Annotated in this window: 17 protein-coding genes and 1 tRNA gene; 5 read left to right on the forward strand and 13 right to left on the reverse strand. The window is 58.2% G+C overall.

Annotation, left to right across the window (positions count from 1 at the left end; translation table 11 throughout):
• Nucleotides 1–90: 90 nt before the first annotated feature.
• The gene (locus ACJO3M_RS04090) at nucleotides 91–558 is read right to left on the reverse strand and encodes a Spy/CpxP family protein refolding chaperone (RefSeq protein ID WP_406999932.1); all 468 of its coding nucleotides are present in this window, start codon (nucleotides 556–558) and stop codon (nucleotides 91–93) included.
• Between the two features lie 253 nt (nucleotides 559–811).
• Between ACJO3M_RS04090 and ylqF the strand changes: the two genes are divergently transcribed.
• The gene (ylqF, locus tag ACJO3M_RS04095) at nucleotides 812–1,705 is read left to right on the forward strand and encodes a ribosome biogenesis GTPase YlqF (RefSeq protein WP_406999934.1); all 894 of its coding nucleotides are present in this window, start codon (nucleotides 812–814) and stop codon (nucleotides 1,703–1,705) included.
• Here the strand turns inward: ylqF and ACJO3M_RS04100 are convergent.
• A complete protein-coding gene (locus tag ACJO3M_RS04100; protein WP_406999936.1) occupies nucleotides 1,697–2,479 on the reverse strand; it encodes a helix-turn-helix domain-containing protein in 783 nt (260 codons plus the stop codon). The genes ylqF and ACJO3M_RS04100 overlap by 9 nt on opposite strands.
• Nucleotides 2,480–2,531: 52 nt before the next feature.
• Entirely contained in the window at nucleotides 2,532–3,056 is a 525-nt protein-coding gene (locus ACJO3M_RS04105; protein ID WP_406999938.1) for an Mpo1 family 2-hydroxy fatty acid dioxygenase, read from the reverse strand.
• Between the two features lie 211 nt (nucleotides 3,057–3,267).
• Between ACJO3M_RS04105 and fabB the strand changes: the two genes are divergently transcribed.
• Entirely contained in the window at nucleotides 3,268–4,476 is a 1,209-nt protein-coding gene (gene fabB, locus ACJO3M_RS04110) for a beta-ketoacyl-ACP synthase I (RefSeq protein WP_406999940.1), read from the forward strand.
• A 143-nt stretch (nucleotides 4,477–4,619) separates the two neighbouring features.
• Nucleotides 4,620–5,366 carry a fumarate/nitrate reduction transcriptional regulator Fnr gene (gene fnr / locus ACJO3M_RS04115; protein WP_406999941.1) on the forward strand — a complete coding sequence of 249 codons (747 nt, stop codon included), beginning with the start codon at nucleotides 4,620–4,622 and terminating at the stop codon, nucleotides 5,364–5,366.
• A gap of 35 nt (nucleotides 5,367–5,401) precedes the next feature.
• Here the strand turns inward: fnr and ACJO3M_RS04120 are convergent, their stop codons facing one another.
• Nucleotides 5,402–6,280: a sugar nucleotide-binding protein gene (locus ACJO3M_RS04120; RefSeq protein WP_406999943.1), complete on the reverse strand. Its 879-nt coding sequence runs from the start codon at nucleotides 6,278–6,280 to the stop codon at nucleotides 5,402–5,404.
• A 142-nt stretch (nucleotides 6,281–6,422) separates the two neighbouring features.
• Between ACJO3M_RS04120 and ACJO3M_RS04125 the strand changes: the two genes are divergently transcribed.
• On the forward strand, nucleotides 6,423–6,782 hold the full coding sequence (locus tag ACJO3M_RS04125) for a hypothetical protein (RefSeq protein WP_406999945.1): 360 nt from the start codon (nucleotides 6,423–6,425) through the stop codon (nucleotides 6,780–6,782).
• 14 nt (nucleotides 6,783–6,796) lie between these two features.
• Here ACJO3M_RS04125 and alr read toward each other — a convergent pair whose 3' ends face one another.
• The 8 genes from alr to rnr all read right to left on the reverse strand — a co-directional run bounded on the left by alr (nucleotide 6,797) and on the right by rnr (nucleotide 15,107).
• Nucleotides 6,797–7,876 carry an alanine racemase gene (gene alr / locus ACJO3M_RS04130; RefSeq protein WP_406999947.1) on the reverse strand — a complete coding sequence of 360 codons (1,080 nt, stop codon included), beginning with the start codon at nucleotides 7,874–7,876 and terminating at the stop codon, nucleotides 6,797–6,799.
• On the reverse strand, nucleotides 7,876–9,282 hold the full coding sequence (gene dnaB, locus ACJO3M_RS04135) for a replicative DNA helicase (RefSeq protein ID WP_406999949.1): 1,407 nt from the start codon (nucleotides 9,280–9,282) through the stop codon (nucleotides 7,876–7,878). Before dnaB ends, alr begins: the two co-directional genes overlap by 1 nt.
• Before the next feature lie 223 nt (nucleotides 9,283–9,505).
• Nucleotides 9,506–9,952, reverse strand: coding sequence for a 50S ribosomal protein L9 (gene rplI, locus ACJO3M_RS04140; protein WP_406999951.1), 447 nt, complete (start codon nucleotides 9,950–9,952; stop codon nucleotides 9,506–9,508).
• Between the two features lie 20 nt (nucleotides 9,953–9,972).
• Nucleotides 9,973–10,839 carry a hypothetical protein gene (locus tag ACJO3M_RS04145; protein ID WP_406999953.1) on the reverse strand — a complete coding sequence of 289 codons (867 nt, stop codon included), beginning with the start codon at nucleotides 10,837–10,839 and terminating at the stop codon, nucleotides 9,973–9,975.
• A gap of 26 nt (nucleotides 10,840–10,865) precedes the next feature.
• Nucleotides 10,866–11,096 carry a 30S ribosomal protein S18 gene (gene rpsR / locus ACJO3M_RS04150; RefSeq protein ID WP_114613426.1) on the reverse strand — a complete coding sequence of 77 codons (231 nt, stop codon included), beginning with the start codon at nucleotides 11,094–11,096 and terminating at the stop codon, nucleotides 10,866–10,868.
• A gap of 25 nt (nucleotides 11,097–11,121) precedes the next feature.
• A complete protein-coding gene (gene rpsF, locus ACJO3M_RS04155) occupies nucleotides 11,122–11,553 on the reverse strand; it encodes a 30S ribosomal protein S6 (protein WP_406999955.1) in 432 nt (143 codons plus the stop codon).
• A gap of 239 nt (nucleotides 11,554–11,792) precedes the next feature.
• Nucleotides 11,793–12,530 (reverse strand): 23S rRNA (guanosine(2251)-2'-O)-methyltransferase RlmB, encoded by a 738-nt coding sequence (gene rlmB, locus ACJO3M_RS04160; RefSeq protein WP_406999957.1) that lies wholly within the window; start codon nucleotides 12,528–12,530, stop codon nucleotides 11,793–11,795.
• Nucleotides 12,531–12,533: 3 nt separating this feature from the next.
• Entirely contained in the window at nucleotides 12,534–15,107 is a 2,574-nt protein-coding gene (gene rnr / locus ACJO3M_RS04165; protein WP_406999959.1) for a ribonuclease R, read from the reverse strand.
• A 253-nt stretch (nucleotides 15,108–15,360) separates the two neighbouring features.
• Between rnr and ACJO3M_RS04170 the strand changes: the two genes are divergently transcribed.
• Nucleotides 15,361–15,447, forward strand: a tRNA-Leu gene (locus ACJO3M_RS04170).
• A gap of 95 nt (nucleotides 15,448–15,542) precedes the next feature.
• Here the strand turns inward: ACJO3M_RS04170 and ACJO3M_RS04175 are convergent.
• Nucleotides 15,543–17,387 (reverse strand): hypothetical protein, encoded by a 1,845-nt coding sequence (locus ACJO3M_RS04175; protein WP_406999961.1) that lies wholly within the window; start codon nucleotides 17,385–17,387, stop codon nucleotides 15,543–15,545.
• Between the last annotated feature and the right edge of the window lie 25 nt (nucleotides 17,388–17,412).

The raw sequence follows: 17,412 nt of genomic DNA on the forward strand, positions 1-17,412 counted from the left end.
CCCGCCATGCCCGCACCACAAGTCGCAGGCTAGAAACAAAAAAGCCGCCAACGGCCAGAAACCGTGGCGGCTTTTTTTCAGGTCAGACTTTTACTGCTGCTGCATTTGCTGCTGCATCTGACGCTGTTGTTGCATCTGCTGCTGCATTTGCTGCATGCGCTTGTCCAGCTCCGCGCGCTGCTCTTCAGTGAACACAGCGTCGACCTTGGCCTGCATCAGAGTAGACAGCGCGGTCATTTCACCAGTCAGGTCACCCAGCTTCTCGGCGTTGTCGCGGATGGTGTCTTCGTCATAGTCCGGCTTGATCTCGGCCTGGATGGCCTGCTGCAGCTGCTGTGCTTCCGCCTGAAGACCCTGAATCTGGCCCTGCATCTCTTCGATGATGCCGCGAATTTCTGTCTGCTGGTCATCGCTCAGACCCACCAACTCGGCCAGTTGATCTACCTGGTCACCCTGAGGTGCCTGGGCGCCACCCTGCTGACTCATGTCCTGAGCCATGGCTGGGCCGGCCAGACCGATAGTCAGAAGGGCAATACCAAACAGTTTTACAAGCTTCATAAATTTCTCCGTAAATTAAGCGGTAACCACGCGATATAGTGACGTCAAACCGCTGATCATCATTGGTTTCTCGGTTCAGGTCCACCACCCTAAAACAAAATGCCCTCCGCTTTCACCCCGATATCCCCTCTTTTTGTACATACTTCTCAAACCACCCGCCCGGATGCCGCAGCACCGGCGGTTTCAATCAAATGTGAAAATTTGGTCATTCCCGTCCATAATGGCGCCGTTCAGCCAATTCTGGAGTATCAACATGGCCATCAACTGGTTTCCCGGGCATATGCACAAGGCCCGCAAGGAGATCAAAAAAGTAATGCCGCAGATGGACCTTATCATTGAGGTCGTCGACGCCCGCATTCCTTTTAGCAGCGAAAATCCTCTGGTTCCCAACCTGCGGGGCGATACGCCGCTGATCAAGGTACTCAACAAGCGCGACCTGGCGGATCCTGACATTACCGCCCGGTGGCAGGACTGGCTGGAAAAGGAACGGGGGGTGCGCGCCATCACCCTCACCCACAACCAGCGCGGTGAGGCCATGGACATCCTAAAACTCGCCGCCGCGATGACTCCGGGCCACGACCGGCAGAAAAGTGCGCTGCGGGTGATGATCCTCGGCATTCCCAACGTGGGGAAGTCTACCTTGATCAATACCCTGGCCGGACGCCCGGCGGCAAAGACCGGTAACGAACCGGCGGTGACCCGCGCCCAGCAGGCCATCAAGCTGCCGGACAACATCCTCCTGTACGACACCCCGGGCTTCCTCTGGCCCAAGCTGTCGCCGGAAGCCTGTGGCTATCGTCTCGCGATTACCGGCGCCATTCGCAGTGCGGTGATTGATTTTGAAGACGTGGCCCTGTTTGAGGCGGACTACCTGCTGCAGGCATATCCTGAGCTGATCAAGAAGCGCTACGGCTTTGAAGACCTTCCGGTTGATGGCCTGGCACTAATGGACGCCATTGCGGGCAAGCGCCGGTTCTTTGCGCGGGGAGGCATCCCGGATCTACACAAGGTATCCGAGGTTCTGCTGAATGAGCTGCGCGCGGGCACCCTGGGGCGTATCTCGCTGGAGACACCGGAGATGATTGAGCGGGAAGCCCGGGAAGCCGAGGCCGCGAGGCTGGCCAAAGAAGCCGATCAATCAGGCTGATGGGCACCGACACACCCGGAACCAGCCGGTGGTGACGTATTCCGAAGGCAAGGCATCGAACATTTCCCGCGCGGTTCTGACCAGGTGCGGCTGATCATAGAATCCGGCTTCTGTTGCCAGCCGCGACACCGACTTGCCCGGCTCCCAGAATGCCAGTGCCCGGTTCATTTTCAGGTGCAGCAGGAAACGACGCAGCGGCACCCCGGTCTGCTGACGGAACAGGTGGCTCAACCGCGACGCGGACAGTCCGACGTACCCGGCCAGCAGGTTGACGTCCAACTTCTCCGGCAACTCCTTTCGCAGAATGTCACAGACCCGTGATACCCGCTCGTCCAGTGGTTCCGCCGGACGTCCGGCGATAGTCAACAAGCCCTCCAGACAGCGCTTCGCTGCTTCGCAATCCAACCCCTGAACGGATGGTACGTCAAGGCGATCCAGATTCAGGTCAGCGGAACCTGAATCACCAACCAGATGGCGCAGGGCGCGCCAATGGCGGCTGTCGGGATCCATCTGGACAATCCACATATGGGTATGACCAGGATCGAGTGCCTGAATGACATCGGGTGACACAATGGCAGCCCGCGTACGGCGCCAATGGCCGTCCACCTGCAGCTGAAATGCCTGGTCCAGCCCCACCAACAGCGATGCGCTGATGTGTCGATGGGGCCGGTTCGGCATCAGCCGCCCGACCACCTGCCAATGGTCCGACCACAGGAACAGGGTGCCCTGGGGGCTGTCGGATGCGGGCGGGCGCCCCGCGGAATTACACGTCATAGAATGCACCGGATCAGGATTCTGCTATCAAGCATACCCCAATCAGTGCGTATCAGTGACCCTGGGCGGGCTTGCTGGTGGAATGTGAGCCCTGGGCATGGGGTACCGGAATGCCCAGTTTGGCGGCAAACTCGATGCTCACAAAAATGGGACCGATCAGCAGAAAGACCAGATCCTCAACAAAAGACGGTTTTTTGCCCTCTACCTTGTGGCCCCACACCTGCACCACCCAGGCCAGGACCCAGACCACAAGACTGGTCCAGAACAATGACCAGCCGCTGGCAATCACGCTCTGGATAATCCAGGCCGACAACGCAAACCATGCAGCCATCAGCACAAACACCCACACGGACAGTCGCAGGTACACGATGCCCGACAGCACCGCCAGTATGGTGGCGCCATTAACCCACTCAGCCGCTGCACCAGACAAACCCAGCCAATGGCCCACCGGTATCAACCAAAACAGACCAAGCGTTGAGATCATGATGGCAGGCACACAGACAATATGGACCCACTGGTTAACGGGGTTCTGGTGGCTATCGCCGTAATCATGAAGAAACCGGGACAAGCTACGCACAGAAATATCCTCTTGTTGTAATTGATAAGTGTCATGTTATCAGGACCAACCTGCCCTGCCTTGTACGTAACAGCTATCGGATGTCCCGTCTGCAGCGCCCCTTACCAAGGTCAAATATCACCCGCGCGACAAAGCGCCTAAACTGTCAGGTAAGATCAGTGAACGAACAGAGCACCTACCGGCACGCCGGAGGGCTCCTGAGGAGGAAAGTATGAGACGCGTTGTCGTCACCGGTATGGGCATTGTTTCGTGCCTGGGTAACTCCGCCGATGCGGTACTGGACAGCCTGAAAAACGGCAAATCCGGCATTCGTTTCAGCGATACCTACAAGGAGTTGGGGTTCCGCAGCCAGATTTGCGGTTCGGTGGATGCGGATACCAGTGTGATTGATCGCAAACTGCGTCGTTTCATGGGCCAGTCAGCCATGTACAGTTATCTGGCCATGCAGCAGGCCGTGGAATCCGCCGGTCTGACCGAAGACCTGGTTTCCAACGATCGCACCGGCCTGATTGCCGGCTCCGGCGGGGCCTCCAGCGCCAGCCAGGTCGAGGCAGTCGACCTGATGCGGGAGAAAGGCGTCAAGCGCATCGGGCCCTATATGGTCCCGCGCATCATGACCAGCACAGTCTCCGCCTGCCTGGCCACTGCCTTCAAGATCCGGGGGGTTAACTATTCCATGTCCTCGGCCTGCGCCACCAGCGCCCACTGCATCGGCCACGCCATGGAGCAGATCCAGTCCGGCAAGCAGGATATCGTGTTTGCCGGCGGCGGCGAGGAAGAGGACTGGAGCCTGACCATGCTGTTTGATGCCATGGGCGCGCTGTCCACCAAATACAATGATGCCCCGGAAACGGCTTCCCGCCCGTTTGATAGCGGTCGGGATGGCTTCGTGATCGCCGGTGGCGGCGGTATGCTGGTGATGGAAGAGCTGGAGCACGCCCGCAAGCGCGGCGCGACAATCATCGCTGAGCTGACCGGTTACGGCGCCACATCCGACGGGCACGACATGGTCGCTCCTTCCGGCGAAGGCGCCACGCGCTGCATGAAGCAGGCCCTGGCGACCATCGATTCACCGGTGGATTATATTAACGCCCATGGCACCAGTACGCCTGTGGGCGACGTCGCTGAGCTGGGCGCGGTTCGCAACGTTTTTGGTGACCGGGTTCCGCGGATTTCATCCACCAAATCCCTGTCTGGCCATTCCCTGGGCGCTTCCGGCGTGCATGAGGCGATTTATTCCCTGCTGATGCTCCAGAACGGTTTCATTGCCGGCACTGCCAATCTCAACAACCCGGATGAGAAAATCAGTGATATGCCCGTTGTCGGGCCGAACGCACAGGACGCCGAGCTGAACACGGTTATGTCCAACAGCTTCGGCTTTGGCGGCACCAACGCATCACTGATATTCCAGAAGGTGTAAGCCCCTGGCGGAGAGCCTCTCACCGTGGTGGCTCTCTGCGTGCCGACTTTTTATCCGCGGTCCAGCGTTTCATCATTGGCACGGCGGGCTTTCCGTATTAGGGTACATACTTGATATGACTCAATATGGACCGTTCCTCCGCCATGGCCAGAGCAATGAACATTAAACTCGCTCCCGCACTCAAGGCCTCCTGCCACAACTGCGGCCTCAGCAACCTGTGTCTTCCCCTTGCCATTGAGGACAATGAGCTCGACCGACTGGAAGATATTGTGGAGCAGGGCCGCATCTTCAATCGCGGCGAACACATCTTCGAACAGGACACCCCCTTTCGCTCATGCTTTGCCGTGCGTAGCGGCGCCGTGAAAACCTCAATCATCACCGAGAGCGGCCAGGAACAGGTGACCGGCTTCTTCCTGCCTGGAGAGCTGGTGGGACTGGACAGTATGAGTGGCAAACGCTACGCCTGCACCGCAAAAGCGCTGGAGCGCACCAGTGTGTGCAAATTCCCGGTAGAGAAGCTGGAAGAGCTGACCGGCGCCATGCCCGAGCTTCAGCATCACATGTACCAGCTGATGAGCCAGGAGATCCGCAACAGCCATCAACTGGTCATGCTGCTGAGCAAGAACACCGCCGAGGAACGCATCGCCGCTTTTCTGCTCTCCCTTTCCAGCCGTTTCCAGCGCCGGCGCATGTCTCCCACGACATTCAGCATGCCCATGGCGCGCAATGATATTGCAAATTTCCTGGGCCTTGCGGTAGAAACCGTGAGCCGGGTTTTTACCCGATTTCAGAACCAGGGCCTGATCAGGACCCGAGGCCGCGAAGTGGAGATTCTGGATATTGAAGCGGTAAGGAAGGTTCTTCCGGAGTTCTCCCGTCAGGGCTGCTGAGCCCCGACAGGGAATAACACTGCCCTGGATGCCCCTCAGTGGGCGGTCGTATCCGTTGGCTGCCTGCCATTGGACAATGACAAAGCTTCCAACTCATCAGACAATCCGGAACGCCAGGGTAGCTGCTTGATGCCAAACGTATTGCGGATTTTGGTACAGATCAGAGTGGCGTTGGCGGGCTCCCATGTGGCCCATTCCGGGGTGTCGTCAACCACCCGTATTCCCGCCGGAATGCCCGGCAGACCGGCAATTGCCAGCCCCAGCTCATAGAGGGAAATTTCCTCGGCGCCAGCATACTGATAGGTTCCCCACACTTCTGCCCCGCAATCAATCTGCAGGATCACCGCCTTCATTACCCGGGCCAGATCCCGCACCGTCACTGGCTGCCCCCGACACCGGCCCGGTAGCCGCAAAGTATCCCCCGGAGCGGTTCCCTGTTGCACCTTGCGAATGAAACGCCCGAGGCTCCAACCGGTACGCAGGATGATATGACGGGGTAGCAGGGTTCTCAGGGCCTGCTCGCACTCCCACTGCCAGTTACCAAGCTCATTGCAGGGATGACCCGGATTTGAAGATATGTAAGCGCTCTGCTTGCGGCCATCAAAAACGTAACAGGAGGACAGCTGCAACAGCGCCATATTGCGTTCACCGGCGAACTCCGCCAGCGCTATGGGCAGGGAAAAGGCCGCCTTGTGAATACCCTCGGGATCCTGCTCTGCGGCCTCGGGATCCGTCAGCCACAGGGCATTGACGATCAGGTCCGTATCCGCCGGAATCCACTCTTCGAGGGCGGACAGGTCAGCCTTGTCCGGATCACTGACCAGCAGCGGGCTGACATGGAGCGGTGTATTCCGCAACCGCTCCAGCAAAATCCGCCCCAATGATCCGTAATCATGAACTACAACAACATGCACAAGCGTCCCGCGCCTCCCGAAATATCACAAATGTGACGGTCACCCGATAACGATCAAGCCAATGGCACCACCGGTGACCAACTTACAATACTACGCAACTGCCCCATTAGAACCTGAAGAGCATACAACAACAGGATCCGACATGCTGAAACAACAGAGCCACATTGTAGCCCCGATTCCCGATGAACTGCGCACCCGCGCCCTGCTCACCGTTGAAGAACTGCGTGGGCGCGGCAAGGCCGACAAGGAAGCCATCGACAGGCTTTACAACCTGATCGTGGAAATGACCGAAGAAGGTCTCGACTTCTTCTTCCTTGAACCCCTGCGCCGTCTCAACGCCGGCAACATGATGATGAGCATGGCCAAAATGGGCATTGGCAGCATGCTCAAGGGCAGCAAGATGGTGATTCATAAAGTCCTGAAAAAGCTCGACGATCGCAGCCTGCACTCCATTCTGGACTTCGTCGAGGAAATCATCCACGAGCCAGAGGCTGCCGCCTGAGTTCGCCTGCCAGCTTACCGGTACAGCCTGGGCACCCGGGCTGTTACCCCTGTCAGCAACTCATAGCCAATGGTACCGGCATGGCCGGCCACTTCATCCACGCTGACCTGATTTCCCCACAACTCTACCCGATCCCCGGCCTGCGCTTCTGGCGCCTCCGACAGATCCACCGCCAGCATATCCATGGAAACCCGGCCAATCAGACGGATGCGCTTACCGTTTACCGCTGCCGGCGTCCCCGTGCCAGCGTGGCGAGGGTAACCGTCACCATACCCCACAGCGACTATCCCCATCGGCGTCTCTTTGTCAGCGACCCAGGAGGAACCGTACCCGACACTGTCACCCGCCTTGAGTACACGCCGGGCAATTAACGGAGCTTCCAGAGTCATCGCCGCTCTCAGGCCCAGTTCCGGCCCCGTCACACCAATAACCGGCGATGCACCGTAGAGCATGATGCCCGGGCGGCTCCAGTCAAACAGTTCCTGTTCCGGCAAAAAATGCGCGGCGGAATTACCAACGCTTCTTTCAAGATCCGGCCAGGATGAAACCGCTGCCTTGAAACGCTGCGTTTGCTCCCGGGTAAAGCTGCTGTCATGGTCATCAGCGCACGCGAAATGGGTGACAAACCCCTGCAACGCGGACTTCGTGGCCGGTGATGACAGCAATGCCTCCACCCTTCCCGCCAGATTATCCGCCGGGAACCCCAATCGGTTCATCCCGGTATTCACTTTCAGCCAGAAATTCGGAGTGGACTCAGCCTCCCTTAGCCACGCCAGTTGGTAATCACTGTGCATGACGGGCTGGAAGCCCCGATGGGCACACAGGGCGACATCTTCGGGCGCATGGGTACCCTGAAGCATTATCACCGGCTGGGTGAGTCCTTCGTCCCGAACGGCCATCGCTTCCTCAAGGCTGGCAACCCCATACCTGGGCGCCTCCCCGGCCAGTGCCCTGGCAACCTGCCGGATACCATGGCCGTATCCATCGGCCTTGATCACCGCCATGGCCCGGGCGGGACCTGCGCGTTCACAGGCTAATCGATAATTATGGCGCAGCGCCTCCAGGTTAACGCGGGCGATGGTACTTCTCGGCATCAGTACTCACCACCGTAATCGCCATAATCCCCATGGGCCAGGTCTTCGAACTTGGTGTATTTGCCGATAAACGCCAGGCGAATGGTGCCGATAGGACCGTTACGCTGCTTACCGATAATAATCTCGGCAATGCCCTTGTCCGGGGTGTCTTCGTTGTAGACCTCATCCCGGTACACAAACATGATGACGTCGGCGTCCTGCTCGATCGCACCGGATTCCCGCAGGTCCGAGTTGACCGGGCGCTTGTTGGGGCGCTGCTCCAGACTACGGTTCAGCTGTGACAGCGCCACCACCGGGCAACTCAGCTCTTTGGCAATCCCTTTCAGCGAGCGGGAGATTTCGGAGATTTCCGCCGTCCGGCCCTCAGTGTTACCCGGCACCCGCATCAACTGAAGGTAATCCACCATGATCAGGCCGATCTTGCCATCGTTCTCGCGGGCAATACGGCGGGCACGGGAACGCATTTCAGTGGGGCTCAGTCCGGGAGTGTCATCAATATAGAGCGGCTTGTCTTTCAACAGGCTGACCGCCGAGGTGAGTCGTGGCCAGTCATCTTCTTCCAGCTTGCCGCTCCGCACCTTGGTCTGGTCGATCCGCCCAAGGGAGGACAACATACGCATGGCAAGCGCGTCTGCCGGCATTTCCATACTGAACACCAGGACCGGCGTGCCGGTACTGATCAGCGAGTTCTCCACAATGTTCATGGCAAAGGTGGTTTTACCCATGGACGGGCGCCCCGCAACGATGATCAGGTCCGCCGGTTGCATACCGGAGGTCTGCTCATCCAGATCCCGGAAACCGGTGGTCAAACCGGTCGTCTGCTCGCCCGACTCGAACAACTCCTCAATTCTGCTCAAAGCCTTGGTCAGAATGGGATTGATCGCCTGCGGGCCAGAACCTTCTTTGGCACGGGATTCAGCAATTTTAAATACGCTTCGCTCAGCCTCATCCAGAACTTCCGCACTGGTACGTCCCAGCGGATTGAAAGCGGAGTCCGCAATCTGACCCGAAACCTCCACAAGGCTGCGTAAGACCGCCCGCTCTTTGACGATATCGGCATAGGCACGAATGTTGGCCGCACCCGGCGTTTTTTCCGCCATTTCAGCCAGGTAGGACAACCCACCTGCGTCTTCAATATCGCCCGCACGCTCCAGGAATTCTGCCAGAGTGACCACGTCCAGCGGTTCGCTTTCACTGGCAAGGCGCTCCGCCGCCGCGAAAATCAGGCGATGGTCCTGGCGATAGAAATCAGCGGCGGAAATCACCTCACTGATCTCGTCAAACCGGCGGTTGTCCAGCATCAAACCACCCAACACGGCCTGCTCAGCTTCGACCGAGTGTGGCGGCACTTTGATGCGGCTGGTTTCTATATCTGTTTTTGCGGGCTTGAGATTAGGATTGGCCATGAACACATCTTCAGTTAAGGATCATTTCAGCGACAGTTTAAGCGGTTTGCATCCTCGATGGGAGAGCTCCCAAGAGCATACCAGAAAGCAACAGGCCCGGAACCGCTTTCGCGGAACCGGGCCTGTACAGCGGGCGCCCCGAACCATCCGGAGACACCCACATCGCCACTGGCAGGATCAGCAATCCGGCGGTAACACCGGGTTGCCAAGCCCTGGCCGCCGATTACTCGGCAACAACGACCAGCTTGATAACAACGGTAACGTCAGAGTGCAGCTGCAGCTCAATGTCGTACTCGCCGGTCACGCGCAGCGGACCTTCGGGCAGACGAACTTCGCTCTTCTCTACTTCGGTACCGTCGGCAGTCACGGCATCAGCAATGTCGCGCACACCGATAGAACCGAACAGCTTGCCTTCTTCACCAGCCTTGGAGGTGATGGTGACGGAAGCGCCTTCCAGAGCTTCGGCGCGGGTCTGGGCAGCTGCCAGCTTTTCAGCGGCGGCTTTTTCCAGCTCTGCACGGCGCTCTTCAAAGGCCTTCAGGTTTTCAGCAGTGGCTGCAACGGCTTTGCCATATGGCAGCAGAAAATTACGACCGTAACCGGCCTTTACCTTGACCTTGTCACCGAGTGAACCAAGGTTTGCTACTTTCTCGAGCAGAATAACTTCCATCTCGTTAACCTCTTCGTGCTTTATTCAGCCGGCCCGGCGGGCTTGATTCGCCCCCGGATATCCAGCCAGCTATCCACAAACGCCAGAAACACTAACAGAATCATCAGGCTTGGGGCCGTTAGCACCAGTGCTATGTAAAACAACACCAGCCACTGACCATTCAGATTTTTACGACCAACCAGACCGTGAATAAGCGCCAGGCCCGCAACAAGCAGCGGCATGCCCCCAGCCCATCCCAACAGCATGGAATTCAGCCCCAGAAAGGGCCCCACCACCATGGTAACCGCACACAGTACGGCGACCACCGGTGACAGCCGGAAAGCATGAAACTCTTTCCGGAACCCGCCAGGGTTATAAAGCCCGGCCTGCCAGGATCTTGCCAACATGGTCATTGCCACACCTGTTACCAGGTAAGTACCGGCCATGCTGGCACTCATGGTGTCCCGAATCACTGTCTCCAGCTCATCGCCCAGACTGCGGGCCACCTCGGCATTGTATTGCTCGTAAAAACTGACCCCGGTGCGGACCAGATCGTCCAGTAACTCCGGGTATATCACGGGCAACATCAGCCCCGCGACAATCGCCAGAAAGCTCCCCCCAAGGAGGGCTCTTTCCCAGGACAGGGACAGCCTGAGTATGGAGGCCATCAACATCACTTCGAGCATGACCGCAAGCGCCGTCGGATCCTGTCCGAACCAGCTCCAGCCAAGTGCCGGAAGCAATGCCCAGAGGCCGACATTCAGCCCCTGGCCGATACCCAGCCTGAGAATCACCAGGCCAATAACGGCAGCTCCAACCCAGAACAGCAGGGGTATCGCAGTAGTGACTGCCGCAACCCCGCCTGCCTGCAGGGGACCGCGCATTACAAACTGTGCCAGTGCACGCATGGTCCCAAGTCCTGTTTATCTGTTAATTAATTATCGTGGCTGTCCGAGTACGGCAGCAGTGCCAGGTAGCGGGCACGCTTGATAGCGGTAGCCAGCTGACGCTGATAACGTGCTTTGGTGCCGGTGATGCGGCTGGGCACGATCTTGCCGGTTTCTGTGACATAACCTTTCAGGGTGTCCAGATCCTTGTAATCGATCTCTTTAACACCTTCTGCCGTGAAGCGGCAGAACTTACGACGTCTGAAAAAACGAGCCATAACTTAACTCCTCAACTCCGGTTAATTACTCTTCTTCGTCCTGGGTCTCAGCCTTCTGACGCTCTTCCTGACGCTCTTCAGATTCGGCCGGACGACGTGCCGGACGCTCATCTCCACCAGAGCGACGGTCCTCACGGGACTCAGCAGCTTTCATCGGAGACAGATCGGTAACAGCCTCATCGCGACGCAGAATCAGGTCACGGATGATGGCATCGTTAAACCGGAAGTTGTGGGTCAGCTCGTCCATAGCGGCCTGTGAACATTCAGCGTTCATCAGCACGTAATGAGCCTTGTGGATCTTGTTGATCGGGTAAGCCAGGTGACGACGGCCCCAATCTTCCAGGCGATGTACCTTGCCGCCATCTTCAGTGATGACGTTGGTATAACGCTCGATCATCGCGGGCACCTGCTCGCTCTGATCCGGGTGTACCATAAATACGATTTCGTAGTGACGCATGAGTTCTCCCTACGGTTTAAACAGCTTCCCCTTGAATGGACGGGCAAATCAAACAAAGCACCCGGGGCCATCAAATATGAAAGCAAGGAGGTGGCAGTCTCGCTGCCGGTTTCTTTTGCTTTATCAATGAGGCATTACAGAAAGGCCTGATCAAAAGCGCCATGTTGCTGCCCGGAATTCAGGCAATACAACACTACCCCTATAAAAAGGGGTGCCGTATTCTAGGCGTGTCGGGCATTCTATGCAAGCCTCTGGCGCAGCGCTTCGTACAGACAGACGCCTGTCGCCACGGACACATTCAGGCTGTCCACGTGCCCCTGCATCGGAATGTTGATCAGGGCATCGCAGTGTTCCCGGGTCAGTCGCCGCATGCCCTTGCCCTCAGCCCCCATGACCAGAGCCACGGAACCGGTAAAGTTTGCCTGGTACAGGGTGCTGTCCGCTTCTCCTGCGGTGCCGATTAGCCAAACCCCCTCATCCTTAAGGGTTCGCAGGCAACGCGCCAGATTGGTCACCCGCACGAAGGGCACGGTTTCCGCTGCGCCACAGGCGACCTTGCGGGCCACCGGCGTCAGGGTTGCTGACTTGTCCTTGGGGACAATCACCGCCTGCACGCCGACGGCATCCGCCGTTCGCATGCAGGCCCCCAGGTTATGAGGATCGGTCACACCGTCCAGCACCAGAAGAAACGGCGGCTTGTCGGACCCGGCGAGCATAGCCATCAAGTCGTCTTCGCCCCATTCCCGGCTTTCAGACACCGCTGCCACAACCCCCTGATGGACACCGGATACTTTCTCATCCAGCTCCTTCCGGTGCACAACGCTCCAGCGAACACCGAGATCATCAAGAGCAGAAGTGATGCCTTTTACCCGTTTGTCCTGACGCCCCGTCTGTATCCAGACCTGCTGCAGCCGCTCCGGCTCGCGCTTGAGGACGGCCTCAACCACGTGCCAACCAAATATGAATTCTCCGGACACTGGTTATTTTCCTGACTTGCGGGGTTTCCGTTTCTTGTCCTTGCCAAGGGCCAGCTTGGCAGCCTGCGCCACCAGCTCATCCCGGGCGGACATTGGCTCATTGCCCGAACCCTGTTCCTTTGCCGCTGGCTTGCCCTTGGGCTTGTCACCTGCGGCTTTGGCCGGGCGCTTTTTAGCGGCGGGCTTCTCACCGGCATCGGAACGGGGCCTGGATCTGGACTTGCCATCCCTTGCCGCACCCTTGGGGGCGCCCTTCGACCCACCCTTACCTCGGCCTTTCGCCTTGCCGCGAGGTTCCTTGCGGGTCACGTCCAGCGCATCCCGGTCGGCTTGCCGAAGATGAGGCTCGCTGATCAGTTCAAGGTCTATTTTGCGGTCCTCCATACCAACCCGAACCACCTTGACCCGCACCTCGTCGCCAAGGCGGAAACTCTGGGCGGTACGCTCACCGATCAGGCGGTGCTTGGCCGCATCATGATGGAAGAAGTCACCACTGAGGGTAGACACATGGACCAGCCCTTCGATGTAAACGCCAGACAACTCCACAAAGAAGCCAAACGGCACTACCGCGGCAATAACCCCGTCAAACTCTTCGCCAACGTGGTCGCTGAGGTATTCACATTTGAGCCAGGCCATGACATCGCGGGTAGCATCATCCGCACGCCGCTCGGCCATGGAGGTATGCTCGCCAAGTCGCTCCATACTGGCAAAGTCGTAGGGATATTCTGCCAGCTCCGGGTCACGCCTGGGCGGCTTTACGACATCTTTTGCAGGATTTTCACTATGGATAATGGACTTGATGGCCCGATGGGCGATCAAGTCCGGATAGCGGCGAATGGGCGACGTGAAATGGGCATAACCGGCAAAGCCAAGACCAAAGTGGCCGCCCTCTTCCGGGCTGTAAACCGCCTGGCTCAGTGACCGCAACATCACGGTCTGGATCACATTCGCATCCGAGCGGTCAGAAATATGAGACAACAACTCCTGGTAATCCGCCGAGGTCGGGCTATCGCCGCCACCGAGCTGAAGGCCCAGCTCGCCAAGGAACAACCTGACCGCATTCAGGCGCTCTTCCGAGGGGCCATCATGAACCCGGTACAGCGCCGGCAACTTGTATTTCTTGAGGAAGCGAGCGGTGGCAACGTTCGCGCACAGCATGCATTCCTCGATGATCTTATGGGCTTCGTTGCGTTGCACCGGCACGATTTCTTCAATCTTGCGCTCGGCATCGAATACGATTTTGGTTTCGGTGGTTTCAAAATCAATCGCGCCGCGCTCGGTGCGCGCTTTCCGCAGCAGCTGGTACAAACCATACAGGTTGTGCAGCTGCGGCAGCACATGGGCGTACTGCTCACACAGTTTGTAGCCCTGCTCCGAGTCTGGGTGTTCCAGCATGGAACTGACCTTGTTATAGGTCAGCCGAGCATGGCTGTACATCACCGCCTGATAGAAGCTGTAACTGCTGATATTACCCGCCGCACTGATGGTCATATCCGCCACCATGCACAGCCGGTCAACTCCCGGGTTCAGGGAGCACAACCCGTTGGAGAGCTTCTCCGGCAGCATCGGCACCACGTGGTCCGGGAAGTAGACAGAAGTACTGCGATTGACGGCTTCATCGTCCAGCGGCGTTCCCGGCCGGACATAATGTGACACGTCGGCAATCGCCACCAGCAAGCGATAACCGCCACGCGAGCGCGGCTCGCAGTATACCGCGTCATCAAAGTCCCGCGCGGTTTCATCATCAATCGTCACCAGACGCAGATTGCGGATATCCACCCGGTTGGCCTTGTCTTTCTCTTCGACCTCTTCGGCAATCTTCGCCGCCTGTTCGCCGACGGCAGGCGGCCAGCTGTGGGGAATATCATAGGAGCGAATGGCAACGTCGATCTCCATGCCGGGCGCCATGTGTTCGCCCAGGATTTCCACCACCTTGCCAAGTGGCTGGGTACGAACGGTCGGCTGGCGAATAATGTCCACAACCACATACTGACCGTGCCGGGCCTCGCCACAATTCTCCTGGGGCACCAATACCTCGTGGTTGATACGGGCGTTTTCCGGAACCACAAAGCTGATCCCGCTCTCCTGAAAAAAGCGGCCAACGGTCTGGTTGGTCTTGTGTTCCAGCACCTCGACAATGACTCCCTCACGGCGTCCCTTGTCATCGACACGGTCCACCCGGGCAGCAACCCGATCACCATGAAATACCTGGCGCATCTGACGCGCGGTCAGGAACAGGTCACTACCGCCATCGTCCGGGACCAGAAAACCGAACCCATCCTTGTGCCCTATCACCCGGCCTGAGACCAGGTCGGCTTCTTCGATGGGCAAATAAGCACCCCGACGGTTACAGATCATCTGGCCGTCACGACACATGGCGATCAGCCTGCGCCGTAAAGCCTCGATACCTTCCGGGGAATTCTGTCCGAGTTCCTGACAGAGGGTTTCGTGGGTCGCCGGAGCGCCACGTTCTTTCAGATGCTCAAGAATGAACTCCCGGCTCTGGATAGGGTTGTCGTATTTTTCCGCCTCACGACTGGCGTGCGGATCTCTGTCCGTCTTATTTCTTGAAACCATTCGGATCCTTGTCCTGTCCGCCTTTAAATAACGCGGTCATATTGCATGTGCTCAGGAGTATAACGCCGGTTCGGCCAGCCTGCCTAACCGTCAGCAAAATAAAGCAATTAATTTCCCGATAATTTTCCGAAAAAAATGTTTGACAGCTTTTTCCGCAATCATTAAAGTACGCGCCATCGGTTGAGGGACACACCTCACCGCTGGCAGAAACGCCAAGTTTTCAATAAACTTCAGGCAACTCTGTGAATCACCTGCCGAGGTGGTGAAATTGGTAGACACGCTAGCTTCAGGTGCTAGTGGGGGCAACCCCGTGGAGGTTCAAGTCCTCTCCTCGGCACCATTTCCTTCCCCAGGAAATGGCAAGAAAGAATCCCAAACACAGCAAACGCTTACGACTAACCAGTCGCCCAGACGTTGATCGTTCAGGGGTTATGGCTATTCCACCAGCTCTGTCAGATAGTCCGAGAGCCGCTGGTACTGATAACTCACCCGCCCGAACACTGCGAACGGCACTTCCTCAAATTCCCGACCACAGTCCGCGGTGGATCGATGATCCGTAAGGTAGGCATCCGCAATCAGGTTGGGCTGCTCTGCCACGTAATGACCCATGCCTTCCTGCGGATAGAACATGATCCAGTCGAAGCCGCCTTCCGCAGACACATGGTCTAGCCCGGACATCTTCGGGTCAGTAAATGAGTATCGCAGCAACCGGACATAGTCACCCCGGGTATCGAACTCCAGGGCCAGACTGGCGTAGCCATCGGGGGCGTCTGCGGCGGCGTAACTGTATGCCTGCTGAGCGGAAACCACGTGACTCGCACCTTCACTGCCTTCATCAATGGCACACTCGCCTGATGCTCCTGCCAGGCTGATGGCCGCCTGCTCTACACCATCAACCATGAGCCGATAGCCGTTGAACAACGGGGTTCCGTTGGTGTAATCCGGCTCAAGGGTCCGGTTTTCAAGAGCGGAATCGGCTGCCAGTCCTTCCAGCCTGCCATCGGACATGGCCCAGCTGTAGGTAATTTCCGGCGGGCCGCCAAACTCCGAGGCATCCGCCAGACCATCCTGACATTGCGTGGTGGTCTCGAAAGTGGCCTGGCGATTGGCCCAGTCAAAACTCAGGCGCTCATCAATCCCGGGATCGTCATAAGCCACCCGGCTTTGCAGGGACAGGGAAACCGACGGCAACCACTGGACATCCAGATCCGCCATTCGCCCACCGACGTTGATCAGCCTCGCAATTTCGGGCATGGAGGGGGCCATGCACCCTTCTGACGCTATCGCCATCAACCGACCATCGGGGCCATAATCGAAGGACAGCTCCGCCGTGGTTAACAGCGAGGAGCGGTTAGCAGGCAGATCACCATATTCCGACTGGCCCGAGACCACCTGACGCGTCAACAAAACGGGATCGGACAACTCCAGATCGACTTCCGGCAACACCAGACTGTCGGTGTCGACATTGGCGTAACCTCCCTGGGAGGCGGCATCGTCCACGACGGCGACAATCTCTGAGGCATTCTGGACCAGTGACAGCCCCAGCAGATAGGCCGCCCGCGGGCTCAGGAAACGCTCCGTCCCATCAGCAGCGTCTTTTGCCAGTGCCTCGTTGTATGCCTTGGGGAACTGCCCCGCCATGAACCGTGCAAACGCCCGCGCGTAACCATGAGCGCGCGGATCTCCGGCCCGAATGTAGTCGGTCAGCAGGTTCACTTCCGCCAGGGACGAACCGGCACCCTCCGACACCAGTGACGCTGCACCTGCCAGGCCACGGTACCGCGCCAGCGTCGTCAAAGGCGTCACCTGCCTGACACCCGGCGGCGCCGACATCATATAGGCGCTGTCAACGGGACGGTCACCACCGGGCAATTGCTCCACCGTCTTACCCGGCAAGGCCAGGGCGTACAGAGGATAATCCCTCGGATCAATATCGGGGGCATCGGCAGAATTCTGCACCAGCTCCTCAATCTCCAGCGCGAACGCGCCGTCTTCCCCGGACATCGCAGTCGGCTCTCCGGATGCCAGAGTCACCGTGGTGCCAGATGCCAACTCCACCGTCAGCGGCCCCGGCGTGTACTGGCTGTCGCCGTCAATATCGAGCCACACCCTGGCATTACGCAGGTAACCGTCAATCACTTTTCCGGTGTAGGGCGCGGGTTCACTGTAACCCACCCCGTCGAAATCACGACCATCAACAGGCCGCTCATCGGATTCCTTGCCACATCCGGCCACGGCCAGGGCAAAAATAGACACAGACAGGGGAAGAAGACGTTTCATGGCAGCAACCGGTTATCCTTGTTGG

Source organism: Marinobacter alkalisoli (assembly GCF_045449795.1).
Lineage (GTDB): Bacteria > Pseudomonadota > Gammaproteobacteria > Pseudomonadales > Oleiphilaceae > Marinobacter.